This is a genomic window from Actinomadura chibensis NBRC 106107 (assembly GCF_001552135.1).
GTDB classification, from domain to species: Bacteria; Actinomycetota; Actinomycetes; order Streptosporangiales; family Streptosporangiaceae; genus Spirillospora; species Spirillospora chibensis.
This window is the reverse complement of record NZ_BCQP01000028.1, coordinates 165564-184912: the sequence shown is the minus strand read 5'-3', so window position 1 is coordinate 184912 and position 19349 is coordinate 165564. Positions and strand designations below refer to the sequence as shown.

The window sequence follows — 19349 nt, the reverse complement described above, 5'->3', positions numbered from 1 at the left end:
GCGGCCGCTGCCGTGCCCGCCCAGACGCCGGTCCAGCCGACGGCCCCGGCGAGGCCGAGCGCGGCGACCGCCACGGCGGCGCGCGGGACCGCGAAACGTTGGATGATCATGCGTTCGATCCCATCGCGCGGGACCGCGGCGCGTCATTACGGCTGGCCCGTCAAGCCCGGTGGGGACAGCCCCACCCCGCGCTCACCGGTCGTCGGCGCGCGGCGGCGGCGGGATGTCCCGGACGCCGTGCTGCCGGAGCGACATCTCCACCGCGAGGTCCCACAGCCCGGACAGCTCGCGCGACATCGCGTACGCGTCGTCGCACATCGCCGCCGCGACCCGCGCCGTCTCCGGGTCGCCCGCGCGCTCGGCGACGCGGCGCAGCATCTCCCCCGCGGCGATCTGCAGGTGGGCGGCGACGTAGGCGTCCCGCATGTGCCGTCCGGCGCGGTCGCCGCGGCTGCGCCCGAGCGCGGCCTCGGCCACCGCCGCGAACAGCATGCCCGCGTCCCGGATGACGGACGGCGCGGACCCGTGCGCCCGCAGCCGCGCCTCCACCTCCCGCGTGTGCGCCCGGCACCGCTCGGCGAACCGGCCGAGCGGAACGCACATCGCGGGCTCCCCCGCCGCCGTGGTCAGCATCTCGCTGAGGGCGGCCTCCACGTGCTCCTGAAGCGCGTGCGCGTCCTTCAGGTAGCCGACGAGCTGGCGCTCGATCGTGGTCATGCGCCGGTCCCGTTCACCCGGACGCGCGCCCGCGGCGGCGGCGCCGCGCGGGGACCTCCTTCGCGACCGCGGCGACCGCCGCGAACGCGATCAGGGCGATCGTCAGCCGCAGCAGCGCCGGGCCGACCCGCTTCCCCTTCCTCATGTCCTTTCCTCCCCCCTGCGAATTCGTGCGCGTTTCCATCGACGTGAGCCCGGACGTCCCATCGTCCTGGCCATCGTCCGTGCGGCCCGCCGGTTCACCTGGACGGCTCGTCCAGCCTGAGCCGGGCGTCGCGGCGGTCCGCGAGGTCCCGCCAGGTGCGGACGGCGAGCAGCCCGGCGGCCTCGTGCCGCCAGGGCGCCTGCCCGGTGCGCGGCGACCCGTCCCCGCCGGGGTAGAAGACCGTCCCGTCGAAGGCGAGGTCGAGCGGGACGTGCCCGCCCTGCAGCGCGTCCAGGTACCGTGCGGCCGCGTCCGGCATGCCGTGCCCGCACGGCAGCGCGATCACCGCCTCCGTCCCGCCGCGGAACGTCGGGACGGTCGCGCCGACCCGCGCCCACGGCAGCCCGCCCGGCGGCCAGGCGGCCGGGGGGCCGAGCACGGCGGCGAGCCGGTCCCGCTCCGCGTCGTCGTAGCCGCGGCGGCCCGCCGCGATCGTCACGGTCGCGGTGAGCAGGACGCACTGGACGGGCCCGCCGTCCAGCCGCCGCAGCCGGAGCCGCAGGCTCGGCGCCGGCGCCGAACCGGACGTCCCGGCCTCGATCCCGAGCAGGTCGACGCCGAGGTCCGGCGGCCCGTTCATGATCGTCACGAAGGCGGACTGCCCGGCGCGCACGCCCCGAAACACCTCCGGGACCGGCCGCCCGCGAACCATGGGGAGATTTTCCGGTGCCATGCCGGACACCGGGTGATCCGGCGGCCTTGACCTTGAGCGCACTCCAGCGCGTAACGTCCTGGACGTCCGCCAACCGAGAGGGTCGTCCGCATGCAGTACCGCAAGCTCGGCCGTACCGGCGTCGAGGTCAGCACCCAGTGCTTCGGCGCGATGATGTTCGGCTCGATCGCCGAATCCGACCAGGGCGAGTGCGAGCGCATGCTCTACCGCGCGCTCGACGCCGGGATCAACTTCATCGACACCGCCGACATGTACTCGCGCGGCGGCAGCGAGGAGATCCTCGGCCGCGCGCTGAAGGGGCGCAGGGACGACGTCGTCCTCGCCACGAAGTTCTTCAACCCGATGGGCGACGACCGCAACATGCGCGGCGGGTCGCGCCGGTGGGTCTTCCGCGCCGTGGAGGACAGCCTCCGGCGGCTCGGCACCGACCACATCGACCTGTACCAGATGCACCGGTACGACTGGGACACCGACATCGACGAGACCCTCGGCGCGCTGGACGACCTCGTCCGGCAGGGGAAGGTGCTCTACCTCGGCTCCTCGTCGTTCCCGGCCGACTGGATCGTCGAGGCGCAGTGGTCGGCCGACCGGCGCGGGACCGCGCGGTTCGTCTGCGAGCAGCCGCAGTACTCGATCTTCGCGCGGTCGGTCGAGGTGAGCGTGCTGCCCGCGGCGCGGCGGCACGGCATGGGCGTGATCCCGTGGAGCCCGCTCGCGGGCGGCTGGCTGACCGGCAAGTACCGGCGCGGCGAGCGGACCCCGGCGGGCGCCCGGTTCGGCTCGGACGGGATCATGGCCGCCGACCCGCGCGCCATCGCCAACGACCCGTCGGTGCCCGTCCGGTACGACGCCGTCGAGCGGCTCACGAAGATCGCCGACGAGGCGGGCCTGTCGCTCACCCACCTCGCGCTCGCGTGGGTCGGCGAGCACCCGGCGATCACGTCCACGATCATCGGGCCGAAGACGCTCGCGCAGCTCGACGAGCTGCTCGGCGCCGCCGACGTCCGGCTCGACGCGGCGACGCTGGACGCGATCGACGAGGTCGTCCCGCCCGGCACGGACATGCCGAGCATCAACCACTTCACCGGCAACCCGTCGCTCAAGCCGGAGAACCGCCGCCGCTGAGCGGTCCCCTCAGTTGAGGGGGCGGCGGCCGAGGAAGGCGACCAGCCGGTCCCCGGGCGAGGCGTCCGGGGCCGGCTCGACGGGGTCGGCGAACAGCGGCCGCCGCGCCTCCGCCGGGACGACGATCGGGCACACCCGCAGCAGCTCGTCCGCCAGCGGCGCCGGGATCGGCCTCCGGCGGCCGGACGCCTGCGCGATGTCCCAGCCGTGCACCGCCACCTCGATCGCGCCCGCCGCCTCCATCAGCTCGCCCGCCACGTGCCGGTCGCCGACGTCCACCCGCTCCGGCGCCCCGGACGCCCGCAGCAGCCGCACCGCCCGGACCCGCACCGCCGACACCGGGTCGTCGTCCAGCAGCACCCCCGGATCCGGCTCCATCGCGACCTGGCCGGTGCTCATTCCCTCGTGCAGCGCGGCGAGGGAGTCGCGCAGGTGCAGGAGGAGCGCTTCGAGGTCCCACAGCGCGCACGGGGTACGGCGCGCCATCATGCCGGGCGTGACCCCCTGGACGGAGGTCAGCGCGAAGCCGATCGCCCGTTCGAGCGGGCCGCCGTCCCGGGGGGCGGGCCGGGTCGCACTCGTCCGCTCGTGCATGGGCGCTCCAATCCTGGTGCCGGGCCTCACCAGATTGGACCGCCGGGACGGTGAAAAGTCATCGCCGAACGTGCGGCGACGGTGATCGTCCACCGCCCCGGCGGGGGCGCCGTTCCGGACGCCCCCGATGACCGCGCAGGTCAGGGCTTGCGGAGGACGCCGCCGTACTCGCACATGTCCCGCCCCATCTTCGACGCGCCCTCGAACGGCGCCAGCTCGTCCGGGACGGGCGGCAGCGGCGGCTGGTCCGGGTCCGGCCGCCAGTGCAGCAGGTTGACGAGGCCCGGCTCGACCGGTTCGAGGCCGTCCAGGAGCAGGGCGTCGACCTCCTCGCGGCTGCGGTTCTGCCACGGGATGCCCGCCGTGTTCATGCGCTCGTCCAGCTCGGCGGCCCGCGCCGGGTCGGAGATGACGACCTGGGAGAACGCGAGGTGGCTGCCGGGAACGGCACGGTCCATCACGGTGTGCAGGATGCGGTGCGGGTCGTCGGCGTCGACGAGGTGGTGCCCGACGGACAGGAACAGCACCGCGAGCGGCTCGTCGAAGTCGATCAGCCGCCGCACGTCCGGGTGGTCGAGGAGCCTCTCCTGGTCGCGGAAGTCGGCGGTGATCACGACGGTGGAGCCGTCGCCCGCGAGCAGCGCGCGGGCGTGCACGAGGACGATCGGGTCGATGTCGACGTAGACGACGCGCGCGTCCGGCACGAAGCGCCGCGCGACCTGGTGGACGTTGTTGTCGGTCGGCAGCCCGCAGCCCATGTCGAGGAACTGCCGGATCCCGGCCTCCTCCGCCAGGTACCGGACGGCCCGGTACAGGAACAGCCGGTTCTGCCGGGTGATGTCGATCGACTCGGGGAAGACGGGCGCGGTCTGCAGCGCGAAGTCGCGGTCGACCTGGTAGTTGTCCTTGCTGCCGAGGGCCCATCCGTAGACCCGGGCCGAAGCGGGCACGTCGTCTCGGATCTCCACCGGCTGCGGCTCACGGTCGGCGTCCACCAGTCGCTCCCGTCTCGGGGGGAAAGATCACCCTACGTTAGCGCGCGCCGGGCGGTCAGCCGGGATTGTCCCGATATCTCGCGGGTATGGGTGACCTGCCGGACGCACAGGCCGAAGGGGGAAGGCCATGGTTCGGAGCGGAGCCGAAGGCCGCGGCAGGGCGGGGACCCGCCGCGGGGCCGAGGGGCACGGGGCCGAGCGGCGCGGGGCCGAGCGGCGCGGCAGGGCCGAGCCGTACGGGCCGGATGACGAACCGGACCTGGTGGGCCAGTACCTCACCCAGATCGGCCGGACGGAGCTGCTGACCGCCGCCGAGGAGGTCGAGCTCTCCAAGCGCATCGAGGCGGGCGTCTACGCGCGGCACCTGCTCGACGCGGCCGGCGACGACGAGATCGTGGGCGCCGCCGGGGACCGCGCGGAGCTGGAGGCGGTCGCGGCCGACGGGGAGCGCGCCAAGGACCACATGATCCGCGCCAACCTGCGGCTGGTCGTGTCGACCGCGCGCAAGTTCCCGAACCGGGGCATGTCGTTCCTCGACCTGATCCAGGAGGGCAACCTCGGGCTGATCCACGCGGTGGAGAAGTTCGACTACGCGCGAGGCTACAAGTTCTCCACTTACGCGATGTGGTGGATCCGGCAGGCGATCGGGCGCGGCCTCGCCGAGAAGGCCCGCACGGTGCGGCTGCCCGCGCACGTCGTCGAGGACCTGTCCCGGCTCACCCGGATCGAGCGGGCGCTGGAGCACGCGGGCACGGAGCCGACGGACGAGCGGGTCGCGGCCGAGGCGGGCGAGTCCGTCGAGAAGATCGTCTCGCTGCGCCGGGTGGCGCGGGACGTCGTCAGCCTGGACACCGTCATCGGCCGGGACGACGACACCCGGGTGGGCGACCTCATCGCGGACCCGGCCGCCGCCGGCCCCGACCTAGTCGAGTTCCAGCAGCTCGCGGCGGAGGTCCGGGCGATGGTCGACCGGCTGCCGCCGCGCGAGGCGGTGATCCTCACGCTGCGTTACGGGCTGAACGACGGCCGCCCGCACACGCTGCAGGACATCGCGGACCGCATCGGGCTGACGCGGGAGCGGGTCCGCCAGCTGGAACAGCAGGCGCTCGCCCAGCTCCGCGACCCCCGGCACGGGGAGGCCCTGCTCACCTGGGTGAGCTGACGCCGCGCCCCGGTTTCAGCGCGGGGTTTCAGCGCGGGGTTATGTCCATTCGGATGTCCTCGGCCGCCCACAGGACGAAACGCTCGATGGGCACGACGTTCTGCCCGGGCGCCGGCCGGAAGCGGAACCTTTTCAGCAGAATGGCGAGGACGAGTTGCGCCTCGACCATCGCGAGCGCGGCGCCCTCGCAACTGCGCGGCCCGAGCCCGAACGGAATGTAGGCGAAGCGCGGACGCCCGGCGGACGCCTCGGGCGTGAACCGCCCGGGGTCGAACAGGTGCGGCTCGGGCCAGTACTCGGGGTTCATGTGGACGGCCCAGAACGGGTAGAAAATGGTCGTGCCCGCCGGGACGGCGTATTCCCCGATGATCAGGTCCTCGGTGGCCTCGCGCGCCCCGTAGGGGCCGGGCGGGTAGAGGCGCATCGACTCCCTGAGCACCGAGTCGAGATAGGTCAGCCTCTTCAGGTCGCCGTATTCGGGGACGTCCCGGTCGCCGAGCACCCGGTCGGTTTCGGCGGCGACGCGTTCGGCGGCGTCCCGGTGCCGGGACAGCAGGTAGAGCGTCCAGGAAATGGCGACACCCGTCGTGTGGTGGGCGGCCAGCATCGTCATCAGCACCGAGTCGCGGATGCGCGCCGGGGACTCGCCCGCCGCCACGAGCGCGGCGATCATGTCGCTGCGGTCGGCCCCGGCGGGGTCGGCGCGGTGCGCGGCGAGGACCCGGTCGACGGTCGCGCGCAGGTAGGCGAGCGCCTCGTCCGCCCTGGTGGCGCGGGCTTCGCCGCTGCCCGGGGCGTCCACCTGGTAGAGCCGGGCGAGGTGCTCGGTGAGGACGTCCTCGAACGCCGCCACGACCCGTCCGGCGGACCCGTCCGAGCCAAGGCCGCTGCCGAGCGCGTACTCGCAGATCATGCGCAGCGACAGTTCGCTCAGATCCTTCTGCAGTTTCACCGGGCCGTCGGCCGCGTGCTCGGCCCACCGGTCGGCCAGTTCGGCGGCGAGCGCGGTGAAGCGCGCGAAATGCGCCTCGTGCGACGGGCGCCCCGCGAGCACCGACAGCATCACGCGCCGCCACGGTCCGTGCTCGTCGGCCGGAATGGTCTGCAGGTTCCCCGACTCCTGGAGCGGCGCGAGGAACTCGAACAGCTTCTCCGGCCGTTTGTCGATTCCCGCCGTGGCCTCCAGCAGAACCGGGTCGGCGATCGAGACCGCGAGGTCGGCGCCGGGCAGCGGGAAACGCACCACGGGCCCGTATTCGGCGTGCAGCATGAGCTGGTAGTTGTGCAGCCCGCCCGCCGCGACAATGGCGGCCGCTCCGTCGTCCGCCACCGGCGGTCCGGGGATACGCGCTGGGGTGGTGCCGTCGCCTCGCATGTGCGCTCTCCCGCGTCGGGACTTCGGTCCGGCGTGATTCTCACATGATCCACCTCCGGCCGCAGCAGAACCAGTCCGGCGGCACCGGAATTCGCGGCGGCGGGCGGAATTCAGTGCGGAATCAGCGGGATCTCCGGCGCCGCCGTCTCCAGCGGGACGCTCGGCGACCGCACCAGCCCGAGCTGGACGAGCTGCCGCGGCAGCACCGCGTTCAGCGCCCAATCGGCGGCCGTCCGGACGCGGTTCCCCGGCAGGGACAGCAGGTGGTAGCCGCGCGTCGCGACCTTCGCGACCGGACCGGACAGCGCGACGCCGAACGGGTTCGCGGCGGCCTGCGTGCCGCCGAGGTCGACGGCGAACCCGAGCTCGTGGTGCCGGTAGGGGCGCAGCACGCCCGTCCCGTAGGTGGCGGCGACGTTGCGGGCCGCGCGCCTGCCCTGCCGGACGGCGTGCTGCGCCGTCATCGACGTCAACTCGCCCGGCCGGTTCGGGTCGGGGACGGCGGCGGCGTCGCCGCACGCGAAGATCTCGGGGTGGCCGGGGACGTTGAGGTACTCGTCCACGACGAGGCGGCCCCGCGCGGTCTCCAGGCCGAGCGACGCCACCAGCGGGTCGGGACGGACACCCACGCACCAGATCAGCGACCGGGTCGGCACGTCGCGGCCGTCGGTCAGCCGGACCCCGTCCCGCGTCGCCGTCTCGACCGACGTGCCCATGCGGACGTCGACGCCGCGCCGCCGCAGCACGCGGTCCGCCGTGCGGGACAGGCGCTCGTCCAGCTCGGGCAGGACGCGGGGGGCGACGTCGAGCAGCATCCAGCGCGGCGGGTCGTCGCGCAGCCGGGGGTGGCGGCGGCACATCGCGGCGGTGAGCAGCGCGCCGTGCGCCGTCACCTCCACGCCCGTGTAGCCGGCGCCGACCACGACGAACGTGCGGCGCGCCGCCCGCTCGGCGGGGTCCTCGGCGGCGTCGGCGAGCTCGGTCTGCCTGATCACGTGGTCGCGCAGGTAGAGCGCCTCGGGGATGCCCCGGAACCCGTGCGCGTTCTCGGCCACGCCAGGGATCGGCAGCAGCTTGTTGACGCTCCCGGCGGCGAGCACGAGCCGGTCGTAGCGGAGTTCGCCGCGCCCGTCCTCGGGGTCCGCGTACCGGACGGTGCGGGCGTCCACGTCGATGCCGTCCGCCTCGCCGAGGACGAGCCGCACCCCCGGCAGCGCGCCGGTCAGCGACACCGCGACCCGGCGCGGGTCGAGCAGGCCCCCGGCGACCTCGGGCAGCAGCGGCATGTAGAGGAAGTAGTCGGTCGGGTTCAGCACCACCAGGTCCGCCCGGCCGCGGGCGAGCCGCGCCAGCGTGCGGGCGGCCTCGAACCCGGCGAACCCCGCCCCGACGATCACGATCCTTGGCCGTCGCACGCCGTCCCCCTCCCGGACGGTCCCCCTTCCGGACCGTCGATTCGAATACCCGGAGGACGTCCCGGAAAACCGCGCCGCGCTAGTCGGCGGAATCCGCGTCGGAGCCGAGCCGTTCCGCGCCGGGCCCGGCCCATTTGGCGGCGCGGCCGGCCAGTTCGCCCCAGATGATCCGGCGCATGCGGTCCCGCTCGGCGTCGTCCGCGGCGAGCAGGCGGACGAGGTGCTCGACGCCGTGCTCGACGGTCTCGGCGACGCCGTCCACGGTCGGGCGCATGGCGAGCCCGGCGCCGCCGTCGTCCAGCAGGGTCGCGAGGGCGCGGTGGTGCGCGGGCGACCCGGTGACCGGATCGCCCCCGGCGAGCCCCGCGCCGATGCCGAGCAGCGCCCGGCGCGCGGACGCGCGGGTCAGCGCCCGGCCGCCGAGCCGCTCCCCGAGCAGCCGCCGGATCGCCGCGGCGCGCGACTCGCCGTCCTGCCGCGCCGCGTCCACGCGGGCGGCGAGGTCGCCGCCGAGCCGGACCGGGACGGGCCTGCCGACGTCGAGCCGGGGCGCCGGGCCCGGCCGGGCGGCGGCGGTCTCGGGGGTCCCGGCGGGGCGCGGCGGCTCGTCCACGGTCGGTCTCCTCTGCTGATTCAATGTTCAATCAATTGTCACGCTTCGGCCCTTTAGCGAATCCCATCGAACATTAACCGCGAGGCGCCCACAACCCCGCATTTCTGAAACGCTCCAATTACCGGCCGGGGCGTCACGGAGAGAACTCGGCGCGTGACAAAGAATGGCGTTCGGCTCCCCCGCGGCCCGCATCGTGCCAGGCCGCCGCGGGGCGGGGCACGTGCTCCGGTCCGCTCTTGTAGGCTGAAATTGCCGCTTCAGGTTTGCAAGCAGACGGAGAGGCGAGATGAAGGACGGACCGCGGTCGGGGTGCCCGATCAACGCGACGGTCGAGATCTTCGGCGACCGGTGGAGCCTGCTCGTGCTGCGCGACATCATGTTCGCCGGCCGCCGCCACTTCCGCGAGCTGCAGGCGGGCTCGGAGGAGCGCATCGCGTCCAACATCCTCGCCGACCGGCTCAAGCGGCTGGTGCGCGACGGCCTGCTCACCCGCGACGACGCCGGGCCCGGGCAGCGCGCCACCTACAGCCTCACCGAGGCGGCCGTCCAGCTCGTGCCCGTCTTCGTGCACCTCGGCGCGTGGGGGGTGCGGCACCGGCCGACGACCGAGGGGCTGCGCGTCCGCGCCGAGCTGCTCGAACGCGGCGGGCCAGCGATGTGGTCCGACTTCATGGACGAGCTGCGCGAGACGCACCTCGGCGTCCCGCGCCCCGACCCGGCGGCCGCGCCGGTCGCCGAGCGGGTCGAGGCCGCCTACCGCGCGGCGGTCAGCTGACGCCCGTCCCGCAGTCGGCGCGGATCCGCGGGGCGGCCGCCCGCGAGTCGCCGACCGTCGCGCCCTCGATCTCGACGCGGACGGTGAGCCGGTAGTTGTAGGTGCCGACGCGTCCGGCCGGGCACGCCTCGGCGGGCGTCCGCCCGGACTGCTCCGGCCCGGTCGTCCACGCGGTGGCCCGCGCCGGGCCGTAGCCGCGCCAGCCGCTCCAGCTGTCGCGCTCCACCCGGTACACCTGCCGCATCCGGCCGGGCCTCGGGCCCGCGCAGCGGGTGCCGAAGCCGCCGCCCTCGATCCGGGCGCGCGGCTCGGCGCCGCCCACCACGATCTCCCCGGACACCCGGATCCCGCGCACCGTGGTCGCGCACCACCAGCCGCGCGCCCGGACGATCCGGACGCGGTCGCAGTCGCTCGACGAGGCGGGGGCCCGGTAGTCGGCGACGCGGACGGCGTCCCCGGCGCGGGGCGCGGCGGCGACGTCCCCGATCGTCATCCGCACCGCCCCACCGGGCAGTTCCTCCGCGCGCCAGGCCAGCTTCGTCTCGGTCGGCGTCGGCGCGGGCGGCGTCGGCTCGGTCGGCGCCGGCTCGGGCGGCGGCGTCCCGGTGGGCCGCGTCCGCGAGGCGCACGGCTGCGGGCTCCCCGGCAGCGCCGCGCTCCCCGGGGACGGCGGCCCGCATCCCGCCGACGTGGTCAGCCCCAGCAGTACCGCCATCGCCCGCCGTCGGGACATCCGCCGTCACCCGGCCCTTCCTCGCGATCACCATCCGTGCCCGTGGGACGCGAGCCCGATCGACGCCGTTCCATCCGGGTCTGGACGGCTTGATCATCCTTCGTTAGCTTGCGCGGTATGAAGCCGATGCGGGCCTTCGCCCGGAAGATGTCGTTCGCCGGAGTGTGCGCGGTCGTGGGCGCGTCCCTGCTGGCGCCGGGCACGGCGCACGCGCAGGCCGGCGGGGGCGCGCGGCCGCAGCCCGTCGTCGGCGGACCGTCCTGGCGGCTCACCCCGACCGGCTCGGACGCCCGGTTCCGCGGGCTCGCCGCGGTCGGGCGCAAGACGGCCTGGCTGGCGGGCAGCGGCGGGACCGTGCTGCGGACGACCGACGGCGGCGGCACCTGGCGGAACGTCGCCCCGCCGGACGCGGCGGGCCTGGAGTTCCGCGACGTCGAGGCGTTCGACGCGAACCGGGCCGTGGTGCTCGCGATCGGCGAGGGCGAGGCGTCCCGCGTCTACAGCACCTCGGACGGCGGCCGGACGTGGACGCTCGGCTTCAAGAACGACGAGCCGAAGGCGTTCTACGACTGCGTCACCTTCTTCGACCCCCGGCACGGCCTCGCCATGAGCGACCCGGTGGACGGCCGGTTCCGGATCATCTCGACCAGCGACGGCGGGCGCTCCTGGCGCGTCCTCCCGCCGAAGGGGATGCCGCCCGCGCTGGAGGGCGAGGCCGGGTTCGCGGCCAGCGGCCAGTGCCTGGTCAGCCTCGGGAAGCGGGACGTGTGGCTCGCCACCGGCGGCGGCGCCCGCGCCCGCGTGTTCCACTCCCGCGACCGCGGCCGCACCTGGACCGCCGCCGACACCCCGCTGCCGAGCAGCCCGTCGCAGGGCGTGTTCGGGGTGGCGTTCCGCGACTCCCGGCACGGGATCGCGGTGGGCGGCGACTACCGGCCGGGCGAGCCGTCCCCGACCGCCGCCGCGACGACCAGCGACGGCGGGCGCACCTGGCGCGCCGCGGACCGTCCGCCCGCCGAGTACCGGTCCGGCGTCGTGTGGCCGGGCTTCAGCGGCCCGATCGCGCTGGCCGTGGGCCCGACCGGCAGCGACCTCACGCTGACCGGCGGCCGGTCCTGGACGCGGTTCGACACGGGCAGCTTCGACACCGTCGACTGCGCCCCGGACGGCGCCTGCTGGGCGGCGGGCGAGAAGGGCCGCGCCGCCCGCCTCACCGTCTCCGTCACCGGATAGCCGGACACGACCGGTAGCGGCGCCCGTCAGGCGACCGTCGCGCGGGCGGCCTCGGAGAACAGCGGGTTGGTCATCGCGATGACCTTCGGCTGGAACCTGCCCTTGGCGCAGACCATCCCGGTGGCCTTCTCGCCGGGGGCGAGGCTCGTGGTGGCGATCTCCCCCTCGTACTCGCCGAGCGCCGACGTGGCGTCGTGCTTGGTGTCGCTCGTGTCGGTGATCGAGAAGTAGAGCGGGTTCACCTCAAGCTGCTTCTTGGTCTGGTTGGTGACCTGCACCTTCACGCAGGAGATGGCGCCGCCGTCGCTCAGCACGCTCTTCTTCGCCCTGGCCCGCTTGGCGACGAGCTTGATCGGGACCTTGGCGCCGCCGCCCTTCTTCGTCTCCTCCGCGCCCGCCTTGGCGCCCCCGGACGACTGGACGGGCACCGGGTCCTCCGCCGCCTCGCACCCGGCGGTGAGCAGGGCGGCCACGCCCACGGCGATGATGATCTTGCGCATGAGAAGACTCCTTCAGGGGGTAGGCGTGCGCACTGTGAGGCACGCCTTTCTGGGCTGTGCTCTGAAAGCTCCATCATGAGAGCATGCCCTGAAAGCACTGTCAAATAGCCTCGGTTCTATGGGTGCTGTACTGTGGCCCTGCTCCCGAAAACCGAGCAGGAAGATCCGATGGCCCCGCAGAGCGACCGACTGACCGCCGCCGAGATCTCGCGGCTCGCCGGGGTGACGCGCGCGACCGTGAGCAACTGGCGCCGCCGCCACCCCGACTTCCCGCAGCCCACCGGCGGGACCGAGGCGAGTCCCAGCTACGACCGGCGGCAGGTGGAGGCGTGGCTCGCCGCCCGCGGCCGGCTCCTCGCCCGGTCCGCCGCCGACGACCTGCGCGAACGGCTGCGCGGCCGGCCGCCCGCCGACGTCGAGGCCGTGGCGCTGTTCACCGCGCACCTCGCCGGGCTGGACGAGACCGGGACGGCCCGCGCCGCCGCGCTGCCGGACGGCGAACTCGCCCGGACCGCCGCCGGGCCGGCCGCGGACGTCCCGGCCGAACTGCTGCGGACGGCCCTGGACGTGGTCCTCGACGAGGGCCCGCTCGCCGTGTTCGCCGTCCTCGACGAGCACGCCGAGGCCCCGATCGGGATCCGCGGGACGCACCCGACCCCGCCCGCGCTCGCCGACCTCATGGCCGAGCTGGCGACGGCCGGGAACCCGCGCGCGCGCAGCGTCTTCGACCCGGCGTGCGGCGGCGGGCACCTCCTCGCCGCGGCGGCGGCGCGGCTCGGCGGCGGCGCCCGCGCGTTCGGGCAGGAGTACCGGCCGGTGACGGCGGCGGAGGCCATCGCCCGGGTCGCGGAGACGGCGCCCGGGACGGCCGTGACCGTCCGGTCCGGGGACAGCCTCCGCGCCGACGCGTTCCCCGACCTCCGCGCCGACGCCGTCGTGTGCAACCCGCCCTACGGCGACCGCGACTGGGGCCACGACGAGCTGGCGTTCGACACCCGCTGGGCCTACGGGGTGCCGCCGCGCTCGGAGCCGGAGCTGGCATGGGCGCAGCACGCGCTCGCGCACCTCGCCGAGGGGGGCCTCGCCGTCCTGCTGCTGCCGCCCGCGACCGCGTCACGGTCGTCCGGCCGCAGGCTCCGCGCGGAGCTGCTGCGGCACGGGGCGGCGCGCGCGGTGATCGCGCTGCCCGCCGGGGTCGCCGTCCCGCACCACATCGGGCTCCACCTGTGGATACTCCAGCGTCCCGACGGCGGCCCGCGGCAGGACACGGTGCTCCTGATGGACGCCTCCGACGAGTCGGCGAAGGACGAGCGCGGGCTCCGCGACGCCGTCCTCGCCGTGTGGCACGCGTTCGCCGCCGACCCCGCCCGGTTCGCCGAGCTGCCGGGGACGGCCCGCGCCGTGTCCGCGATCGGCCTGCTGGACGAGCTCGTCGACCTCTCCCCCGCCCGGCACGTCCGCACCGCGCCGGTGATCACGCCGGACGCGGCGGCCGGGCGCGTCGCGGACCTCGTCCGGCGACTCAGGGCGGACGTCGCCGAGCTGTCCGGCGCGAGCGACATCGGCCCGCTGCCCCCGGCGGCCGGCGCCGGCCGGACGTGGCGCACCGCGACCGTCGCCGACCTCGCCCGCGGCGGCGCCCTCTCGGTGCTGCGCGGGACGCCCGCGTCGTCCGGCGCCCTTCCCGAGGCGCTCGCCGGACGCCGCGTCCTGCGCGCCCGCGACCTGCTCGGCGGGACGGCCGCGGGCGGCGACCCGCACGACCCGCCCGCGCCCGAACCGGTCGTGATCGAGGCCGGGGACGTCCTGCTCGCCCAGGTCGCCGGGGCGCGGGAGGCCGCGACCCGCGTCGCCGACGCCGCCGACGCCGGATGCCTGCTCGGCGTCGGCGTGTACCTGCTCCGTCCCGACCCCGCGCGGCTCGACCCGTGGTTCCTCGCGGGCTTCGCGGGCGCGGCCGACAACGTCAGCCAGGCGACGACCGGGACGTCGGCGCACCAGCTCAGCGCGTCCCGGCTGCGCGTCCCGCTGCTGCCGCCGGACGAGCAGACCGCCTACGGCCGGGCGTTCCGCCTCGTCCACCGCCTCCGAACCGCCGCCCGCCGGACCACCGCCCGCGCCACCGAGACCGCCGACCTCCTCTCCGTGACCCTCACCGGCGGCACCCTCCTCCCCCCGGACACCCCCGAGTTCCCGGCCTGAGAAGAGCCTCGACGTCGCTCAGGGCCGCGCGCATCACGGGCCGCGCTGACGGTGTCGGCGAGCCGCCGGAAATGTCCCAGGGGCAGAACACCCGGCGGCTCAGGTCGCCCGCGCGGTCGCCGAAAACGTCGCCCATCACCGGGGCTCGGCGCGGGTTCGGCAACGCCAGAAGACGGGTCGAAAAGACGGCGTTGACCCATGTCGCGAGTCGGGAATACGGTCGGGAATGATCGCCGACTGCGCGCGATGGCGGCTTCGAATTTCGGGCGAGCGACCAGCAGATCGGCCCCCTCCCGATTCACGTGGAAGTCCTGGCCATGATGAATGCCAAACGAACAGCGGTCGTGCTGGTGAGCGCCTTCGCGCTGCCCGTTCTGCCGGTCCTCCCCGCCTCCGCCGACCTCATGCCGGACGGTGTCAGCGTCGACGTGGTCGGCGTCGAGGGCACCGGCTGCCCGGCCGGAACGGCGTCGGTGCTGATCTCCGCGGACAAGACCGCGTTCACCGTCTCCTACAGCGATTTCGTCGCCTCCGCCGGAGGTGACGCGCCACCGGCCGCCTCCCGCAAGAACTGCCGGGTCACCGTGCGGGTCAACGCCCCGGCCGACTACACCTATGCCGTCCTCGGCGTCGACCACCGTGGATTCGCCCGGCTGCGGGCGGGGGCGACCGGTGACGAACGAACACACCTTTCCTTCCAGGGAGGCCCCTCCTCCCAGGTCCCGATCGGCCGCACGTTCGGGGGCCAGTACACCTCCGAATGGCAGTCACCGGACAGGGTCGGCCCTCGGGACATGGTCTGGAAGCCCTGCGGGGAGGACCGCGACCTCACCATCGACACCGAGTTGAAGATTAAGGCCGAAGGCTCCGGCGCAGCCAGGACGAGTTTCATGTCAATCGACGCCACGGACGGCAACGCGAGAGACCTCTTCGTATGGAGGCGCTGCCCTTGAAAGGCCGTGACCGATTCGGCGGCGCGACCCGACCCGGAAAGCGCGGTGTTCAGCCGAAGGCCTTTCGGAGCCTGAACCGCGGATCCCGGTGCTCGCCCGCGTCGACCACGTCCCGCAGGGTGACCACGCATCGGTAGACGTCCTCGTGCGTCACATAGAGGGCGTTGCAGCCGAACCTGACCAGGTCGGGCTCACGCATGTCACCGATCACTCCCCGCTCGATCAGCGCCCGCACCAGCGGATAGGCGTCCGGATGGCGGAGTGCCACATGGCTGCCGCGTTGGTTCTCCTGGCGCGGCGTCACGACCTCGAAGCCTCGGCCCGCCAGCAGCTCGTCGGCGCAGTCGATGAGGAACGACGTCAGCGAGAGGCTCTCCGACCGCACCTCGAACAGTTCGACGTCGTCGTAGACGTCGAGGGCGGCGTTGAGCGCCAGGGCCGAGAGCATGGGCGGTGTTCCGATACGAGTGCGTTCGATGCCGGGCGCGGGCCGGTATGCCTCCTCCCCGGAGAAGGGCTCCGCGTGTCCCAGCCAACCCGTCAAGGGCTGGTCCAGGAACTCCTGGTGGCGAGGGGCCGCGTAGACGAAGGCCGGTGCGCCGGGGCCACCCGACAGGTACTTGTAGGTGCAGCCGACGGCGAAGTCGACGTCATGCCGGGCGAGGTCGAGCGGCATCGCGCCGACCGCGTGGCTCACGTCCCACACGGTCAGCGCCCCGGCCCCATGCGCCATGGCGGTCAGCTTCGGCAGGTCCCACAGCTCACCGGTCCGGTAGTCCACGGCCGGGTAGGCGGCGACGCCGACCTCGTCACCGTGGGCGCGCAGGAACTCCGCCGCGTCCGGCACCGCGACCCGGTGGACCCGCAGGCCGAGCAGCCGGGCCACGGAGTCCGCGAGGTAGCGGTCCGTCGGGAAGTGGCCCGGGTCGGTCAGCAGCACCGGACGGTCGGGACGCAGCCGCGCCGCCGCGGTCAGCGCGTTGAACAGTTGCACCGAAGTGGAATCGCCCACGGCGGTGCATCCGGGCGCCGCGCCGAGCAGGCTCCCCACGCGCTCGCCCAGCGCGGACAGGACGGGCATCCAGTCGATCCACGATCGAACGACTCCCTGACCCCACTCCTGAAGCACGGCCTTTTCCAGGGCCGCGGGCACGTTGGACGACAGGGCGCCCAGCGAGTGGCCGCCCATGTACACGGTCCCGTCAGGTCGCCGGAATCTCTCCCGAACGTGCGTGAACGGGCTCTTGGCGTCGAGTTCTTCGGCCTTCGCATCGAGCGACTTCATCGGGTGCGTCCTCCAAGTTCGGCACTGAAGGGATGGAAAGCGGGAGGGATGGAAAGCGGACGGGTGTCAGACGGTGTGGAAGACGGGGATTTCCCGCACCTTGCTCAGGTAGGGCGTTCCGGCCGTGTAACCGGTGCCGGAGCGCTCGCCGAGCATGCGCACCGCCAGGCGGAAGTGCGTCTGCCGCCACCGTCCGAGCGTCGCGGAGAAGGCGCGCATCGCGGCGGTGACCTCGTCGCGTTCCGCGGCGGGTAATCTCGTCCGCGCCGTCCTGTACGCCTCGTCGAGGGTGAGCCGGCCCGCGAGGACGCGGTCGCGGACCTCAGGCGCGGACAGGTAGGCGGCCGAGTCGAGCCGATCGTGGTCCGGGACCCGGCACAGCGACTCCATTTCCTTGTAGGCGCGGGACTGAATGGCGCTCGCGCCCTCGGTGAACGTGCGGAAGTCGCGGAACGCCTCGACCTGCATGGTGGCGAGCAAGGAGAACAGCGGCGCCGATTCGGCGAGGGCCCGCCTGGCCCCGCTCAGCCGGTCCACCGCGGTGCGGTGGTCGTCCCCGGCCAACGCCTCGGCCGCGTCGCGCAATTCAATGGAAAGAAGGGAGAAGGTCGTCTCGAATGTCTGGAGAACTCGGATGAAAAGGTGTTCGTCGTGCGAGACGTACACCGGCAGGAAGGACAGTCGCATGACGCGGCGGTCCTCGGCCGTGGCGTCGGCGGCGACGATCGAGCACAGCCGCCGCGCCGTCTGGAGGGACGCGGCCCGGGTGTCCTGCGGGAGCGCGGCGTCCGGCCGGACGCGGCCGAGGGCGGGCCGGGCGACGCGCAGGCCGTGCCGGCACCGCAGCAGGACGGTGTCGCGGCCCGGCCGCATCTCGGGCAGCAGGTCGCTGGTCCCGTCCAGGGCGTCGAGCTCGAACCCGAGCGTCTCGGCCAGCAGTTGGACGGTCAGGCGGTCGCGGCGGGCGCGGGTCCGCTCGGCCGGCTCCGGCGCGTCGTCGAGCCTCGGGACGGGCAGCACGCCGAGCGCGATGTAGGTGCCGTAGTCATAGCGCCCGTCCCACTTGTCGAGGGCGGTGTCCAGGAAACGGCGGAGGAGCCGGGTGCCGGGGCACTCGGAGTCCGCCGCCACCGGGAGGCTCTCCCTGGCCCGTCCCAGGTCCTTGAGCAGGTCATGGTCGACGAAATGCTTGCCGACCCGGAGGAACTCCGCCATCACTTGGTCGTACGGAAAGTGGTCCGGATCCGGTTTGTCCAGCCAGTCGGTCAGCTCTCTCACGACCGGTGACCTCACTTTCATGAACGGCGGCGCCTTTCAGGCGGCGGCGAAGACGAGCACGGCGTTTTGACCGCCGAAGCCGAAGGAGTTGCTCACCGCGACGTCGACCCGTCCGTTCCGGGCGTCGCCCGCGATGACGTCGAGCTCGACCTCGGGGTCGAGGCGGTCGAGGTTCGCGGTCGGGGGCATCACCCCCCGGTCGATCACGAGGGCGCACAGGGCCGCCTCGATCGCGCCGGCGGCTCCGAGCGCGTGCCCGGTCACCCCCTTGGTCGAGCTGACCGGCGGGGCCGGTCCGAGGAGCTTCGCGACGGCCCTGGCCTCCGTGATGTCGTTCAGCGGGGTGGAGGTGCCGTGCGCGTTGACGTAGCCCACGTCCGAAGGGCACGCGCCGGCCATCTCCAGCGCCTCGCGGAGCGCGCTGATGGCTCCGGTTCCGGCGGGATCCGGCGCCGTCATGTGCTGGGCGTCGGCCGACGCGCCGTGCCCGGCGAGGCTCGCCTTGATCGGGGCCCGGCGCGCTCGCGCGTCCGGTTCGCGTTCCAGGACGAGGATGCCGCTGCCCTCGGCGATGACGAAGCCGTCGCGGTCCCGGTCGAAGGGCCGCGAGGCGGCCTCGGGCCGCGCCACCCGTCGGGACAGGGCCCCCATCCGGGCGAACCCCGCGACGGTCAGGGGTGTGACGCTCGCGTCGGTTCCGCCCGTTATCACCACGTCGCACCTGCCGGTGCGGATCAGCTCGGCCGCCGTGCCGATCGCGGTCGCGCCGGAGGCGCAGGCGGTGGCCGTGACGAGGTTCGGCCCGGTGACCCCGAAGTCCATGGCGAGGTGCCCGGCGACCATGTTGTGCATGAGCAGCGGGATGAGCAGCGGCGAGACGCCGTGCGCGCCGCGCCCGACCAGGCGGCGGCACTGCTGCTCCCAGGTCGAGACGCCGCCGAGCGCGGTGCCGACGACCACGCCCACGCGTGTCGGGGGGTAGTCCGACAGGTCGATCTTCGCGTCGGCCACGGCTTCGCGCGCCGCGACGATGGCCAGTTGGACGAACCGGTCATGGGTCAGCGTGCTGCGCGCGTCCACCAGCCGCGTGGGGTCGAAGTCCGGCACGGTGCAGGAGATGTCCACCGGGAGGCCGGCCAGGCCGGGATCGCGGGCCGCGGTCGGCGACCCGGCGCACACCCGGCGCCAGGTCGCCTCGGTCCCGATCCCGGCGGCGCTGACGATGCCGACGCCGGTGATGCTGACTCCGGTCGCGGTCATGAGATCAGACCGGCGGCCGCCCGCCGCCCCTCGACGAGGTCGACGATGGACTCCAGGGTGTCTTCGGGGGTGAAGGTCTGCTCTTCGATGGTGATCCCGAACTGCTCTCCCAGGACGAGTTCGAGTTCGACGATGAACAGCGAGTCGAACTCGAACTCCTCCAGCGTGGTGTCCGGGGCGATCTTCGACCGGTCCACCTTGAAGCGGGTGGCGAGGACGTCGGCGAGGGTGTCGAACGTTGCGGACATGGCGAAGC

At 74.1% G+C, this 19349-nt stretch carries 20 protein-coding genes; 6 read left to right on the top strand and 14 right to left on the bottom strand.

Features of this window, described 5'->3' with window-relative positions:
• Positions 1-192: 192 nt before the first annotated feature.
• The 3 genes from ACH01S_RS17200 to ACH01S_RS17195 form a co-directional block, all read right to left on the bottom strand.
• The gene (locus ACH01S_RS17200) at positions 193-717 is read right to left on the bottom strand and encodes a DUF892 family protein (protein ID WP_067892307.1); all 525 of its coding nucleotides are present in this window, start codon (positions 715-717) and stop codon (positions 193-195) included.
• Positions 718-730: 13 nt separating this feature from the next.
• Entirely contained in the window at positions 731-862 is a 132-nt protein-coding gene (locus ACH01S_RS46000; RefSeq protein ID WP_255220201.1) for a hypothetical protein, read from the bottom strand.
• A 94-nt stretch (positions 863-956) separates the two neighbouring features.
• A complete protein-coding gene (locus ACH01S_RS17195; protein ID WP_148344303.1) occupies positions 957-1574 on the bottom strand; it encodes a DUF6084 family protein in 618 nt (205 codons plus the stop codon).
• A 111-nt stretch (positions 1575-1685) separates the two neighbouring features.
• Between ACH01S_RS17195 and ACH01S_RS17190 the strand changes: the two genes are divergently transcribed.
• Positions 1686-2720 (top strand): aldo/keto reductase, encoded by a 1035-nt coding sequence (locus ACH01S_RS17190; protein ID WP_067892303.1) that lies wholly within the window; start codon positions 1686-1688, stop codon positions 2718-2720.
• 9 nt (positions 2721-2729) lie between these two features.
• Here ACH01S_RS17190 and ACH01S_RS17185 read toward each other — a convergent pair whose 3' ends face one another.
• Entirely contained in the window at positions 2730-3314 is a 585-nt protein-coding gene (locus ACH01S_RS17185; protein ID WP_067892301.1) for a TIGR03086 family metal-binding protein, read from the bottom strand.
• Positions 3315-3454: 140 nt separating this feature from the next.
• Complete coding sequence (locus ACH01S_RS17180) at positions 3455-4309, bottom strand: SAM-dependent methyltransferase (protein WP_067892299.1); 855 nt, start codon at positions 4307-4309, stop codon at positions 3455-3457.
• Positions 4310-4436: 127 nt separating this feature from the next.
• On the opposite strand from ACH01S_RS17180, the gene ACH01S_RS17175 reads away from it, so the two are divergent.
• On the top strand, positions 4437-5471 hold the full coding sequence (locus ACH01S_RS17175) for a sigma-70 family RNA polymerase sigma factor (protein ID WP_083980786.1): 1035 nt from the start codon (positions 4437-4439) through the stop codon (positions 5469-5471).
• 28 nt (positions 5472-5499) lie between these two features.
• Here ACH01S_RS17175 and ACH01S_RS17170 read toward each other — a convergent pair whose 3' ends face one another.
• The 3 genes from ACH01S_RS17170 to ACH01S_RS44890 form a co-directional block, all read right to left on the bottom strand.
• The gene (locus ACH01S_RS17170) at positions 5500-6801 is read right to left on the bottom strand and encodes a cytochrome P450 (protein ID WP_218010289.1); all 1302 of its coding nucleotides are present in this window, start codon (positions 6799-6801) and stop codon (positions 5500-5502) included.
• Positions 6802-6956: 155 nt separating this feature from the next.
• The gene (locus ACH01S_RS17165) at positions 6957-8261 is read right to left on the bottom strand and encodes an NAD(P)/FAD-dependent oxidoreductase (RefSeq protein WP_083980785.1); all 1305 of its coding nucleotides are present in this window, start codon (positions 8259-8261) and stop codon (positions 6957-6959) included.
• 79 nt (positions 8262-8340) lie between these two features.
• Positions 8341-8874 (bottom strand): hypothetical protein, encoded by a 534-nt coding sequence (locus ACH01S_RS44890; RefSeq protein ID WP_067892296.1) that lies wholly within the window; start codon positions 8872-8874, stop codon positions 8341-8343.
• 286 nt (positions 8875-9160) lie between these two features.
• Here ACH01S_RS44890 and ACH01S_RS17155 point away from each other — a divergent pair, with 286 nt between their 5' ends.
• A complete protein-coding gene (locus ACH01S_RS17155) occupies positions 9161-9649 on the top strand; it encodes a winged helix-turn-helix transcriptional regulator (protein ID WP_067892294.1) in 489 nt (162 codons plus the stop codon).
• Here ACH01S_RS17155 and ACH01S_RS17150 read toward each other — a convergent pair.
• The gene (locus ACH01S_RS17150; protein WP_067892292.1) at positions 9642-10364 is read right to left on the bottom strand and encodes a hypothetical protein; all 723 of its coding nucleotides are present in this window, start codon (positions 10362-10364) and stop codon (positions 9642-9644) included. The two genes, ACH01S_RS17155 and ACH01S_RS17150, sit on opposite strands and share 8 nt — an antisense overlap.
• Before the next feature lie 135 nt (positions 10365-10499).
• On the opposite strand from ACH01S_RS17150, the gene ACH01S_RS17145 reads away from it, so the two are divergent.
• On the top strand, positions 10500-11615 hold the full coding sequence (locus ACH01S_RS17145) for a WD40/YVTN/BNR-like repeat-containing protein (protein WP_246236606.1): 1116 nt from the start codon (positions 10500-10502) through the stop codon (positions 11613-11615).
• A 26-nt stretch (positions 11616-11641) separates the two neighbouring features.
• Here ACH01S_RS17145 and ACH01S_RS17140 read toward each other — a convergent pair whose 3' ends face one another.
• Positions 11642-12115 (bottom strand): DUF4352 domain-containing protein, encoded by a 474-nt coding sequence (locus ACH01S_RS17140; RefSeq protein ID WP_067892291.1) that lies wholly within the window; start codon positions 12113-12115, stop codon positions 11642-11644.
• A gap of 168 nt (positions 12116-12283) precedes the next feature.
• Here ACH01S_RS17140 and ACH01S_RS17135 point away from each other — a divergent pair, with 168 nt between their 5' ends.
• Complete coding sequence (locus tag ACH01S_RS17135; RefSeq protein ID WP_218010288.1) at positions 12284-14317, top strand: N-6 DNA methylase; 2034 nt, start codon at positions 12284-12286, stop codon at positions 14315-14317.
• Positions 14318-14619: 302 nt separating this feature from the next.
• On the top strand, positions 14620-15270 hold the full coding sequence (locus tag ACH01S_RS17130; RefSeq protein ID WP_083980784.1) for a DUF4360 domain-containing protein: 651 nt from the start codon (positions 14620-14622) through the stop codon (positions 15268-15270).
• A gap of 49 nt (positions 15271-15319) precedes the next feature.
• Here the strand turns inward: ACH01S_RS17130 and kynU are convergent, their stop codons facing one another.
• From kynU to ACH01S_RS17110, 4 genes are all read right to left on the bottom strand, one after another.
• Entirely contained in the window at positions 15320-16555 is a 1236-nt protein-coding gene (gene kynU / locus ACH01S_RS17125) for a kynureninase (protein ID WP_067892289.1), read from the bottom strand.
• Positions 16556-16621: 66 nt separating this feature from the next.
• Positions 16622-17833, bottom strand: coding sequence for a tryptophan 2,3-dioxygenase family protein (locus tag ACH01S_RS17120; RefSeq protein WP_218010287.1), 1212 nt, complete (start codon positions 17831-17833; stop codon positions 16622-16624).
• Between the two features lie 36 nt (positions 17834-17869).
• Positions 17870-19093 (bottom strand): beta-ketoacyl-[acyl-carrier-protein] synthase family protein, encoded by a 1224-nt coding sequence (locus ACH01S_RS17115; RefSeq protein WP_067892285.1) that lies wholly within the window; start codon positions 19091-19093, stop codon positions 17870-17872.
• Positions 19090-19341: an acyl carrier protein gene (locus ACH01S_RS17110; protein WP_067892283.1), complete on the bottom strand. Its 252-nt coding sequence runs from the start codon at positions 19339-19341 to the stop codon at positions 19090-19092. The genes ACH01S_RS17115 and ACH01S_RS17110 overlap by 4 nt, the downstream gene beginning before the upstream one ends.
• Positions 19342-19349 lie beyond the last annotated feature (8 nt).